Annotated in this window: 10 protein-coding genes and 1 tRNA gene; 6 read left to right on the plus strand and 5 right to left on the minus strand. The window is 41.8% G+C overall.

Annotation, left to right across the window (positions count from 1 at the left end; all coding sequences use genetic code 11):
• Nucleotides 1-341: 341 nt before the first annotated feature.
• The 4 genes from VEA_RS16750 (at nt 342) to VEA_RS16765 (ending at nt 5,394) form a co-directional block, all read left to right on the plus strand.
• A complete protein-coding gene (locus VEA_RS16750; protein ID WP_006741013.1) occupies nt 342-2,708 on the plus strand; it encodes an EAL domain-containing protein in 2,367 nt (788 codons plus the stop codon).
• A gap of 844 nt (nt 2,709-3,552) precedes the next feature.
• A complete protein-coding gene (locus tag VEA_RS16755) occupies nt 3,553-4,194 on the plus strand; it encodes a murein L,D-transpeptidase catalytic domain family protein (protein WP_006741014.1) in 642 nt (213 codons plus the stop codon).
• Nucleotides 4,195-4,525: 331 nt separating this feature from the next.
• Nucleotides 4,526-4,984 carry a hypothetical protein gene (locus VEA_RS16760; protein WP_006741015.1) on the plus strand — a complete coding sequence of 153 codons (459 nt, stop codon included), beginning with the start codon at nt 4,526-4,528 and terminating at the stop codon, nt 4,982-4,984.
• Nucleotides 4,985-5,070: 86 nt separating this feature from the next.
• Nucleotides 5,071-5,394 (plus strand): hypothetical protein, encoded by a 324-nt coding sequence (locus VEA_RS16765; RefSeq protein ID WP_006741016.1) that lies wholly within the window; start codon nt 5,071-5,073, stop codon nt 5,392-5,394.
• A 125-nt stretch (nt 5,395-5,519) separates the two neighbouring features.
• On the opposite strand, the gene VEA_RS16770 is transcribed toward VEA_RS16765, so the two are convergent.
• Both VEA_RS16770 and VEA_RS16775 read right to left on the minus strand, forming a co-directional pair.
• Nucleotides 5,520-6,200, minus strand: coding sequence for a DedA family protein (locus tag VEA_RS16770; RefSeq protein ID WP_005397139.1), 681 nt, complete (start codon nt 6,198-6,200; stop codon nt 5,520-5,522).
• Between the two features lie 575 nt (nt 6,201-6,775).
• Nucleotides 6,776-7,294, minus strand: coding sequence for a DUF4136 domain-containing protein (locus VEA_RS16775; RefSeq protein WP_005397138.1), 519 nt, complete (start codon nt 7,292-7,294; stop codon nt 6,776-6,778).
• Between the two features lie 371 nt (nt 7,295-7,665).
• Here VEA_RS16775 and VEA_RS16780 point away from each other — a divergent pair.
• Nucleotides 7,666-7,740: transfer RNA gene (locus VEA_RS16780), tRNA-Gly, on the plus strand.
• Between the two features lie 17 nt (nt 7,741-7,757).
• On the opposite strand, the gene VEA_RS16785 is transcribed toward VEA_RS16780, so the two are convergent.
• Nucleotides 7,758-8,615: a sterol desaturase family protein gene (locus tag VEA_RS16785; RefSeq protein WP_005397136.1), complete on the minus strand. Its 858-nt coding sequence runs from the start codon at nt 8,613-8,615 to the stop codon at nt 7,758-7,760.
• 7 nt (nt 8,616-8,622) lie between these two features.
• Nucleotides 8,623-9,633, minus strand: a complete 1,011-nt coding sequence (locus VEA_RS16790) for a DUF2804 domain-containing protein (protein WP_006741018.1) — start codon at nt 9,631-9,633, stop codon at nt 8,623-8,625.
• Between the two features lie 302 nt (nt 9,634-9,935).
• Between VEA_RS16790 and gdhA the strand changes: the two genes are divergently transcribed.
• Complete coding sequence (gdhA, locus tag VEA_RS16795) at nt 9,936-11,288, plus strand: NADP-specific glutamate dehydrogenase (protein ID WP_006741020.1); 1,353 nt, start codon at nt 9,936-9,938, stop codon at nt 11,286-11,288.
• Nucleotides 11,289-11,363: 75 nt separating this feature from the next.
• On the opposite strand, the gene VEA_RS16800 is transcribed toward gdhA, so the two are convergent.
• Nucleotides 11,364-11,828 (minus strand): OsmC family protein, encoded by a 465-nt coding sequence (locus VEA_RS16800; protein ID WP_006741021.1) that lies wholly within the window; start codon nt 11,826-11,828, stop codon nt 11,364-11,366.
• Nucleotides 11,829-11,922: the final 94 nt, after the last annotated feature.

Below are 11,922 nucleotides of genomic sequence, written 5' to 3' on the forward strand. Positions count from 1 at the left end.
GATCGATAAGGTGTGAGAATGATCCGTAATTAACGGGTCATCGAATAGTAAAAAGGTACATGAGTCACACTTTACCATCGAAACGTTTCGATGGCTGGCTTAATCTACACTTGAAGTGAGGTTTTTAAAGACAGTTGAAAAAGAGATACGTCCCATTACTGAGAAACACTCTAGTTAATGAGATGGAAACCTTACACATCGTCACAGTTCTTGGATGGCTGTCTGATTTTGGAGAACGCTCACCTTACAATCTGGTTACAATTTGCAAAACACATCATCCGTTCAGTACCTTATATGGTATGCGACGTTTGTAGGGACACAAACGGAAACTAAAAGCCATAATGAAGTTAAGCAATCGAGTCATCTTGCTTGTCGCGCCAGTGATCTTATTAAGCGCGCTGGTATCAAGTTATATTATTTACAGCATTCAAAAAGTAACGCTCATCAAGCGAGAAGACAGCTATATCCAATTGCAAATGGAAAAGCTCGCAGGGCAGTTCCGACAAGCCAACATATTCCTCAATAGTTATGCATACACATTAAGCAAAAGTGATGTATTGCAAGACTACTTGGTGAATCATAGCAATCCGTATCGTGAACGCGTGTTATTTAACCGACTCGATGAAACCGCAGATGTGTTAAGCCATGGCTATACAGGCGATGCAAGCATGGCGATTCTTGACGGGAAACAAAACCTTCTTTATTACACAGAAAATAAATACTACGAATCATCAGGTGTAGTCGACCCTAAGGTATTGGATTACATCTCGCGAAGCTTTAGTACGAGAGAAGCGTTTAACCATACTGGCTTTATTTACAATTCCAGCGGGCAAAGTATTCTTCTGCAATACGAACTCATCGACAAACGAACAGGGACACAACCTCTAAGTTTTGATCCGCAAAATGTCTTTTTCGTGGTGGTATCGGTATCGCTCGAAGCCTTCAATGAGATCAAGCACGAAATCGAGTTCGACACGCATAGCGTGATAACTTTTGCCGACAAGCCTATTTATCTAGATATTCCTCTCGCTCAGACGATTGAACTATTGCCACACTTTTATGCAGTACTCTCCCCCGCTGAATATTTGATGTGGAATAAAGTCGATAAAGTGTGGCTAGAACTAGCCCTTTCCTTTGGTGTGGCGGCGTTTTGCACCATCACCTTAATAGTTTTGGTTTTGTATCGTTATGTATTACACCCCGTTTCTCGCCTCGATAAACAGCTACAAGAGCTGGAAACAAATCAACGCGGCAACATTGAAAAGCTAGAAACAAACGATGAAATAGGGCGCTTATCCTCACGCTTTTTTGATATGTATGAAGAGCTCAACATCATATATAAGAAGACAAAACGCCTGGCTGAAACGGATCACCTAACGCAACTCGCTAATCGCCATCGTTTCCATGAACTTGCAACTCGTGAACTCGTCTCCCCTTCGCAGCATTTGTGGGTCATTTATGTCGATCTCGATAACTTTAAGTACGTTAATGACAAATACGGGCATGAACTGGGAGACAACTTATTAAAGGTGTTTTCATCACACATCAAAAATGTCTGTCAAAAATTCTCGCACGACTACGATAGTCCCTGTTTTGCAGCAAGATTGTCTGGTGACGAATTTGCTATTTTATTGAGCTCAAATCAGGATGCACAACGCCTACCCGACTTGCTGGCCTCAGAGTTGCTAAAACCGATTAGCAATCTCAGTCCATCTTGGAGTAATTCATTCCCCGTGACTGCGAGCGTAGGTATCGCTCAGTACCCTCAAGACGGTACAGACGTCGCGAAATTACTCTCCAGTGCCGATGCGGCAATGTATCAAGCCAAACGAGCCGGGAAAAACCAGTACGCTTATTACTCAGCAGCTCTCAATGTTGAGTCTCAAAGACGCAGTCAGCTTGAGCGAGCGCTCAGAAAAAGCAACGTAGAAGAAGAGTTCCATCTCGTTTTTCAACCCTATATGAATAATCGGGACAACGAGATTGAAGGACTAGAGGTATTATTGCGCTGGGAAGCGGAAGGCATTGGTCCCGTACCTCCAAAAGAGTTTATCCCAATCGCGGAACAGGCGGGCTTATTTGATAAAATTGATCGCTGGGTTTTCGCCAACGCTACAGCGGAATATCACCAATTAAGAAATATTTTTGGTAAAGACATTGTCCTTTCGATCAACCTCTCTTCAGCAGAACTTAACTCCATCGAAATGGCGAATTATATTCACGACCAAGCAAGCAAAAACGGCGTGAAGCCAGAATGTATTGAGTTAGAAATAACAGAAACCTTTGCCGCAGAACAACAAGGTACAGCGTTACTTGATGAGCTGTCGAAGCGTGGCTATCGTCTCGCCATTGATGACTTTGGCTCTGGCTATACATCGCTGACTCAACTTGTTCAATATCCAGTTCAAAAGATCAAGTTTGACCGAGAGTTCCTCGTTACATTGATGAAAACCAACAACGGTCATGTGATCAAACCCATCATCGATCTATGCCACGCTCAAAATAAAACGGTCACCGCAGAAGGTATTGAGCACAATGTGATGCATGAATGGTTATCGTCCTACCGCTGTGACTATATGCAAGGCTATTTATTTGGTAAGCCAATGAGTAAGGAACAACTGAATTTGTGGTGGCAATCCGCAAATGACGATAGCCGCTTCGATGGTTCCATAGTTGGTTCAATTACTGTTCAAGGGACATCTTATTAAAGATTAAGTACAGAAGCCATGTATGTGGCTGCTGTACTTATATAATATAGAAACAAGACTTTACCCCTAGTTTCAATAATATAAGCAACCACATAAGTTCGTACGTTAATTTTTGGCATTATTATTTTTCGATGAAAGCTCTCAGTTATTTAAATATTTAATCAAAACGATAGAATTACTTTTTGGTAAGTTTAGTTCAGACTTTTATGTATTTAATTGAAAACATAAGGAAATAAGTAAAAGCTGACAAAACTTACTTTTGTACTGCTAATCACCGGCTTAGATGATTCGTGTAGAAGCTCATTTGTCGGCTCCACTTAGACTTAGCTTTATCACTTGTGAACAGGAAATGCCCTTCTTCTCGGTATTTCTCTACCTTTCTTATCCATCTTGTTGTTTACCCACTCACTTAAAATGCACTAACACACATAACGAGTTGACGTTACGATTTGTTACGAGTCAAATCACAAATCTAAACGCAGGCTAAATAGACGCACAAAAGACAAACACATTGAAATAAAAAGAGTTTCTAATCTAGAAAAAATAAAACGTCGTTTTTATAAATTCGCCATCTCACAAATATCCTTAAACACAGTTTTATTAATTACGCATATCAGATATTATTTATGCCGAAGTTTATCGAAACAATCGATTAACTTCATAATTTATTTGAGTTTCAAACAGTTAGTTTTTAACTTGAAAACTTATCGTTAACCCAATATTAAGTACCTAAGCGTACAATAAGAAACATTGGGAATAGAATTATATTGATGTGCATGTTGTTTTAACGAATGCATGAAGCAATCGGTAAATTTGTAACACCATAGAGTTTTATTTAGCCAAGATGAAAAAGTTAATTTTATTATTTATATGGACATTTCTGTCTGCCTCTCCTTTTGCCTTTGCAAAACAAGCAGATAACGAAGTCAAAAGTCACATACCACAGAATCAAATTGAACAAGTGTTCAAACAAGCAAAGTTAGATGGCGTAGTAGACTTTAAATTGTTTCGTGACGCTTATATCGCGTACCAAAAAACACCAGATAGAAAGAAATCAGTACTAACCATCATCGACTATAGTAAACCATCGACTGAAAAACGCTTTTATGTGGTTGATTTAGATAAAAAGAAGCTTATCTACAATACTTATGTTTCTCACGGTGTGAACAGTGGAAAGAAAACAGCGACGCAGTTTTCAAATGTGGTGAACTCGCGTAAAACATCACTGGGCACGTTTTTGACTGACACCACCTACTACGGCTCAAATGGCTATTCACTTCGACTTGATGGTTTGAGCTCAGGGTTGAACGATAAAGCTCGCGAGCGTTATATCGTTGTGCACGGTGCCGACTATGCTAACCCTTCTTTTATCAAGAAGAATGGTTACCTTGGGCGCAGTTGGGGTTGCCCTGCACTGCCAAAGAAGTTGTCTCGTGAGATCATTGACACCATAAAAGGCGGCAGTGTTATTTATGCAAGCGCATAACACGGGTGCAAATCATGTGGGGAAGAATGCTCTATTTCTTCCCTAACAAATAATCGGATTGGCTCAAGCTTCCTTGTCTCATGACTCTCTTTACCTGTTTCTCCAGTTTTCGCTTGCTTCAACGCTAAAATTATTTAGGTATTAGCTTATACCCAAATAACATCAGAAAACTCTGTTCATCCCTCTTCCATCTCGTTAGTATACGCTGAGTTGGTCAGACACCGATTTTCATTGTTATCATAGTGTCACTAAGATTCCGTAGTCATAGTGATAGTCTATGACGTTATATGTTTAGGGTTACTTCTTGCGTTATCTACACCGTATATTATTGATGCTTTCATTGTCCCTATTTTCAGGGTTCATCGTTGCCTCATATGCGCATACGTATCACCACACTAAACATTACACCTCTGAACGCTTGCTTAAACTTGCGCAACAAGACGATTTTGAACTAGCACATAGCGAATTCCATACTTTTGCCTCTCCAAGTTCTTGGGGCTCAGAAGGTTATTATCTGCATATAAAGCGCGAGTTGTTAGCGCTGGTTTCCTGCCGCCGAACATCCGCCACTGATGGTGTTTTATCATCAGATTTTACTCCTGATTATTTTTTACTTGTTGCTTTCTCTTCCCCACCACTATTGGAATTGGCAAAACAAGCATCTCGCTTACCTCTTGATGGTTATGGCGGGCTGATGAGTAAACGCTCTCTCTATCGACTCTCAGGAAGAAAAGAAGCCAATTTAATGTACGTCTTTACTCATGGTCGCAACGCCTTCCCTGTTGTTTAACTTTTTATGACATACAGAGAACACGGAAATGTAACGATGAGAACCAATACGCTCATTGTTACTAGAACCAATTTGAGGTCCATATAATGACAAAATTCGCTACGACTATCGCACTAGCATTACTATTTGCAACGAGCTCTGCCTTCGCTAACACGGAAGCAAAGCCAGAAGAAATGAGCAATGAGACTCTGCTAGAATGTGCCAATGTTTCTAATGCACGTATTGCGGTTCCTGAACACAGAGCGATGTTCAGACACTACCTAATGTCTGAAAGAAACTATAGTTTCAGCCAGTTATCTTCTGCTGAGCTTGAATTTAAAGCAGCAGATAAGAATGAATCCGAAGTAGAAAATATCTACAAGTCTCAGTGTAAAGAGGTTGGCGAGTACCTATATAGCATTGGCTATTAAACTCGAAACCCTAACGACACTCATAAAGAAAGGCGCATACATTGCGCCTTTCTTTTTACTGATAAAAACCAGCCGATTAGATGTCTAATCTGTATACAAGCTTAAAAGTGCAAATCAAAGTAAACTTACTGAGAAAACTCTGACACATCCTTGGATTTACAGAACGCTCGACGTGCTTTAACAAACAAGAAACTAAGCACCCCAATCACAAGAGTAATTATTGGGGCAGCCATTAATAGCATTGTGATCGCTTTGCTCATATTCTCTGGTAGCAAAGGAAGCAATAAACCAAAACCGCATAATATCAGCGTCCATAAAATCGCACTCAACCACGCAAAGTAATGGAATTTACTAATACGTTTCACTCGCAACCCCATCATTAATGGCAATAGGGAACGAACAACCGGAATAAACCGCGCACAAAAAAGCGCAATCAATCCATGTTTACTGAGTAATACGTCGACCTGTTCCAAACGCTTTTGAGGAACCGCGCTCACCCAGCCTCGTACCTTAGGTAAGCGATTTAGCCACTTGCCTTGTAAGTAAGCCGCCCAACTTCCCAATCCCGCACTAACAGCTATCACCAACATGATCATTATTGGATCAAGGACACCAACCGCCGCCAGCGTACCGGATAATACGACGACACTGTCGCATGGGAATGGCGCAGCAGGAATAAAACCACTTTCCAAAAAGATAAGCGCAGCAACAACAAAATAAACCAATCCTGCACCGCCTGGCGCCATTAACGCCGTAAAATCTTGATGCCAAAAGGCACTCAAGACCTGAATTATCGAATCAAACATAAACCGCTCCTAAGCATAACTAACCAAAAATTGTAAAAACATGGAATGTGTTAGCGAGCATGTATAAAGCGGTATATGAGATTCGATTCTTTCCTCGCACCGATTCTGTATTTAGAATGAGTAAAAATACTTTCAACACAACGACCTAAAGCCTCATTGCCAATGCGTTTTAGTAGCCCCATCGAGTGAATTGCCGAACGATGTGTCCACCAAACTACAGCAAGCGTTTCAAACCATTCGAGTTCTACATCGTCGTTCGAGCTCGTTTCCTTAGAATGGCTAACCCTCAATATATTCCGGCTGTTTAAACTCGGATAGTCTTGTTGTATTGGAGAGGCAGGGTGTTCTGAAAAGTGCTTCGACTTAGCGTCAACAGCAATATTCTGGTTATGAAATGAAAGAAAATTTGGGTATGAGTGCGCCATACTCATGCTCGGAGCCAACAAGCAGAAAAGTAGTCCGAGTAAAGCAATCAGAGTCGTACGCACAAAGGTAACCAAAACCAAAATAATAAGTTCTTTTAACCCTGTGCGTAACGATTGGCAATTAGTATTCTTAATCGTTAAGAATACTAATTATTTTTCACCGTAAGGGTAGTTTTCAAACATTTTCGCAATTTCTTCTTCAATCAGAGACTCTCTTTTCTCAGAGCTCATAGACTCAGATAGTTTCCTGCTTGAAACACCTTTCCACACAACCTGATTAGCCTTTGCATCAACAAGCTCTACCACCAGTTTGCCATACTTACGTTCTTTGTATCTTTCCGGGCTTGAAGTGATCACGCCAAAGCTATTCCAACCATAACCGAAACTCACCGAAGACCCAGAAGAGACAAGCTCGGACTCTTCGACGATATCATGATGAACGTAAAGGTCCCCTCCACTATTCACTTTAATTAGGCCCTTGTCTTCAAGCTGTTCAGCCAATCCTTGTTCAATACGTCGACCATCAATACTCGTAGGGGCTTCTGCTTGGGCACCGAAATCAAACGTTCTGTAAGCTGAAAAATCGGCTTGCTTATCAACATCCGTCGTTACGGTTGTACAAGCAGACACGAGCATCATCACCGCCCCTAATATCAAACCTTTCCACATGTTAAATCTCCTTTGGTTAAGCTGACTGTTTCAGCGGAATTACGCTAGTGCTATACATACGCTTCAGCAGTAAAAAGTAATCATTTCAATATCTAGTCTTGACCATGAAACGTGACTGTTCAATAAACGCGATTAACCTTTACACTGACAATCTTGAATCTCATCAATGCCTAAACGCTAGTAGACAGTGTGTTTGCCCCTAATTAGCAGCCATCGATTTTAGAAGCGGAATCGCTGACCCTCCTGAAAAACAGAGACAATGGACACTTTAACACCAAGACGCTACTTTTTTAGGCATCTGACAAGCAATTGATGAGAAAAGACTTTTCTTTTTCGTTCAGTGTGGCATATTACCTGAGTCCTATCGATGCGCGGGCATCGTATAATGGCTATTACCTCAGCCTTCCAAGCTGATGATGCGGGTTCGATTCCCGCTGCCCGCTCCAATCTCTTTTATCTCAATCTACTCAAAAGAATCCGATGGCGGAGCAAATAGACAGCGCCAACGTTGTTTCCACGTTAAATTTGGTCGTGTTACGTCATAAAACATGTCTTTCCATTCTGCAAACGTCACACGAATGGGATTAAAGCTGTTTACAGGTTTAGAAATTCCATACCTAACGGTTTCCACTTCTGGTTCAAACGTTCCAAACATCCGATCCCAGATAATCAACACTCCCGCGTAATTTTTGTCGATGTACTGACGGTTTATACCATGATGAACACGATGATGAGATGGCGTGTTAAATACCCACTCTAGCGGTCCAAGCGAGCGAATTGATTGAGTATGAACAAAAAACTGTAAGCCCAGATTAAACAGCACAACAAAGACGACCCACTTAGGATCAAAGCCAATAATCACCAAAGGCAACCAGAAAATCCACATTCCCGCTAACGGATACATCAAGCTTTGACGAAACGCGGTGCTGAAATTCATTCTCTCCGAGCTGTGATGGACCACGTGCGCAGCCCACATCCAACGAATACGGTGGCTAGCTCGATGAAACCAGTAATAGAAAAAGTCTTGCAGGACGACAAGTAACAAAAACGCTGAAACGCTCATTTCGATATCAAACAATCGCCAATCAAACCACCACAAATATAACTGAGCAATCAGTAAACCTGTGAGTATGTCTGTCGCTTGGTGTAAGCCCGCAAGCACAAAATTACATACAACTTCCGGAATATAATACGTCGCGCTTTCAGGCAAACGTCCCCTTCGTTGTCCAAACCAGTACTCTGCAACCATACATAAAAAGAAAACTGGCGCCAAAATCATCAGAAGTAATTCAGGGCGTTCCATCAACTGTGTCCAATCCATTGTGTTTCTACCATTTTGCATAGTGATCTTCAGTAAGACCTATGACTTCTTCTAACTGATGTTTGATACCATTCCCGTCAACGATGTAGCCAGAGAAATAGCCGATATATTGACGAAAATTGCTTTTGAGAAACCAAAAGTTCTTCTTTTCTGAACGTCGATTTAAAGGCGTGAATACTAGGTCAATCCGTTTATCTTCCGACATGATATGCCATCTTTGACCTTCATCATTTCGTGAAAATTGAAACTGAACAGGCTGTAAAAAATGCCGTTCACCATTAATCCAGAATACATTTTCACAGTAGCCCGTTTCATTGACGCCTGCAGCTAAGTTCAGCCCCAATCGTCTGCCGCTTTCAAAGCAATTAATACTCGCCCAGCGCCAGCTTGTCTCCCGTCGCATGTACCCAGCGGAAAAGTCGTAACCAGCAGCCACTTCTGAGAGATCTTGTTCCTTTCCTAATATGAATAAATTGCCATCTACCGTTAACGCATTATGTTTCTGCGTATAAGTCCAACCCGCATAACCGGTTGGCGTACACAACATTAATGGCAAACTCATACTTTCTGGACGTAAGTAGAGATCAGCATTGACAGATTTCGTCACAAAGTGGACGTGCCAAATACCATTCTGAATAGAAAACTGAATACTTTTGTCAGCAAGATGGGCATGACTAGACCAACTGGAAGGCTGAGTTTGATAATCAATATTAAAAGGCTTTAACCACTGCTGCTCCACTAACTCATTATTTTGAATATCAAATAGATAGCAAAAACCAGATGCTAAATACCTAATATCCGCAATCGCAACCCCAATCACGTAGTTAGGTGTGACCAAATTAACGAACTGAAACTGCTTATAGTCACAGTAACGGCGCCACTTAGACGCTGGCTTATCCATCTCATCAAGGTAGGTAAACTTATCTAACTGTAAAGATGTGGGAATCCCATCAAGATGGCCAAACACTGGTAGACCGTTTTGCTGAATAAACGAGTCCAGAGTCTTAAGCTCATGCATATTTTTATCTTTTTCGAGTCAACACGCTCAAATGTTAACACCGAGTTAACAAAAACAGTTTGCGTGACAGCACAACAATATCGACTAATTTGGCTTCTGCTCGCTATATGTGAAACCGATCACTCAACCATCCAATCATGTCACTCACTTAATCTTCCTCATCAATACGACCAGAAGTTGGAAATTGAGCGTTCTCATCCGCAGGAAAGACCATTATAGCCATTGAGAATTGGTCAAAATCACTATTTAATGGGAATAAATTCATATAAACTGATTGCTTATTCATATCAAGGAAGAGATCTATGTCACACATACACGATACTATTGTTGCGTTGCAACACAGTAGCCCGGCTCAAAAAGAGTTTTACCAAGCCGTAGAAGAAGTATTAACTTCTCTCGCTCCAGTCATAGAAAGCAATAATAAATATAAAGAACAAGCGATTATCCAAAGAATCGTAGAACCAGAACGTCAAATCATGTTTCGAGTTCCTTGGGTCGATGACGCAGGGAATGTGCAAGTAAACAAAGGCTACCGCGTCGAGTTTAACTCCGCGTTAGGTCCATACAAAGGCGGACTGAGGTTCCATCATTCAGTGAACGCGAGCATCATAAAGTTCCTCGGCTTTGAACAGATTTTTAAAAACGCGCTTACTGGCCTTCCAATTGGTGGCGGAAAAGGCGGTTCAAATTTCGATCCTAAAGGAAAATCTGACGGTGAAATCATGCGATTTTGCCAATCATTTATGAACGAGTTATACCGCCACATTGGTCCTGTTACCGATGTTCCTGCTGGCGATATCGGCGTCGGTGCGCGTGAAATTGGTTATATGTTTGGTCAATATAAGCGATTGACGGGCCGCTACGAAGGGGTACTTACAGGCAAGAGCCTTCTTTGGGGGGGCTCACTTGTTAGGAAAGAAGCAACGGGATATGGAACCGTATATTTTGCGGAATGCATGCTCAATGACCGTAATGATTCACTCAAAGGCAAAACTTGCCTCGTTTCTGGCGCAGGTAACGTCGCTATCTATGCAATTGAAAAGCTATACCACATGGGAGCAACCCCAGTAACATGCAGCGATTCTAGAGGCACGATCTATCATGAGCACGGTATTGACCTGCAGCTCCTCAAGCAACTTAAAGAAGTGAAAAGAGCAAGTTTAGAAGAGTATTTAGACACTTACCCTGAAGCAGAGTATACGCCGTTGGGTGACTATCCTAATGAAGGGCATGCTGTATGGCGATATCAAGCTGACGCCGCATTCCCTTGCGCGACCCAAAATGAACTAACGTCAAACGATGCTCTTGCTCTTATCGATAATGGGTGTGTTTTGATTAGTGAAGGCGCAAACATGCCAACCACTCGTGATGCGGCCAATATCATCGTGGATTCCGAAATGGCTTATGGGCCAGCGAAAGCAGCCAATGCAGGCGGCGTTGCAACCAGTCAGCTTGAAATGGCACAAAATGCCAGCATGCAAAACTGGACCTTTGAGCAAGTCGATAGCCAGTTACAGACCATCATGAAAAACATCTTTGTTAATGCAAACGAAACCAGTCGAGAGTTTGGTCAACCTGGTAATTTAGTTTTAGGCGCAAACATTGCCGGCTTTAGAAGAGTCGCTGATGCGATGATCGAGCAAGGCATCGTTTAGTTCACAATAGCCAGCAGCCTGACTGCTGGCTTAACACTATTCGGCGATACACTGCGCTTTGACAAAGAGCTTCATTTAATCTGTAAGCGTCGTCACTTCAGTTTTAACCGAATTGGCGATAAAACAATTCTCATGAGCCATGTGGTGCATTTTTTCTAATTGAGATCGTGTCGGTTGATTATCACCAGCAAATGTTATCTTAGGGTTTAGTGTTACCTTAGACACCCATTCTTTTCCATTTTCACCTTTTTTCAGCTCCCCTACTGCTTCATCTAGGTAGCGATCCACAACGTAACGTCGTTTCGCCGCAATAGAAAGAAAAACAAGCATGTGACAACTGGAAAGTGCCGCAACAAATGCTTCTTCCGGATCAACGTTTTCTTCTACAGATAATGGCAACGGCACTACGTGTGGAGATGGTGACGCAGGGACTTGCAACCCGCCATCAAACTTCCAAATGTGCGCCCGACTATACTGGTTATCACTGAATACTTCGTCAGCTTCGCGATGCCATTCGATTAAAGCGGAATGCTTACTCATTCTAACTCCCTGATTTTCTCATTGACGAATCAACACATCCATTCACGTCATAGTAAACCATAACGAAACAAGGTAAGGAACGTATGAACTCAGA

Source organism: Vibrio antiquarius (genome assembly GCF_000024825.1).
GTDB lineage: Bacteria > Pseudomonadota > Gammaproteobacteria > Enterobacterales > Vibrionaceae > Vibrio > Vibrio diabolicus.

Coding starts and splice junctions, on each gene's coding strand:
- VEA_RS16750 (WP_006741013.1), top strand. CDS start 342: ATGAAGTTAAGCAATCGAGTCATCTTGCTTGTCGCGCCAGTGATCTTA.
- VEA_RS16755 (WP_006741014.1), top strand. CDS start 3,553: ATGAAAAAGTTAATTTTATTATTTATATGGACATTTCTGTCTGCCTCT.
- VEA_RS16760 (WP_006741015.1), top strand. CDS start 4,526: ATGCTTTCATTGTCCCTATTTTCAGGGTTCATCGTTGCCTCATATGCG.
- VEA_RS16765 (WP_006741016.1), top strand. CDS start 5,071: ATGACAAAATTCGCTACGACTATCGCACTAGCATTACTATTTGCAACG.
- VEA_RS16770 (WP_005397139.1), bottom strand. CDS start 6,200: ATGTTTGATTCGATAATTCAGGTCTTGAGTGCCTTTTGGCATCAAGAT.
- VEA_RS16775 (WP_005397138.1), bottom strand. CDS start 7,294: ATGTGGAAAGGTTTGATATTAGGGGCGGTGATGATGCTCGTGTCTGCT.
- VEA_RS16785 (WP_005397136.1), bottom strand. CDS start 8,615: ATGGATTGGACACAGTTGATGGAACGCCCTGAATTACTTCTGATGATT.
- VEA_RS16790 (WP_006741018.1), bottom strand. CDS start 9,633: ATGCATGAGCTTAAGACTCTGGACTCGTTTATTCAGCAAAACGGTCTA.
- gdhA (WP_006741020.1), top strand. CDS start 9,936: ATGTCACACATACACGATACTATTGTTGCGTTGCAACACAGTAGCCCG.
- VEA_RS16800 (WP_006741021.1), bottom strand. CDS start 11,828: ATGAGTAAGCATTCCGCTTTAATCGAATGGCATCGCGAAGCTGACGAA.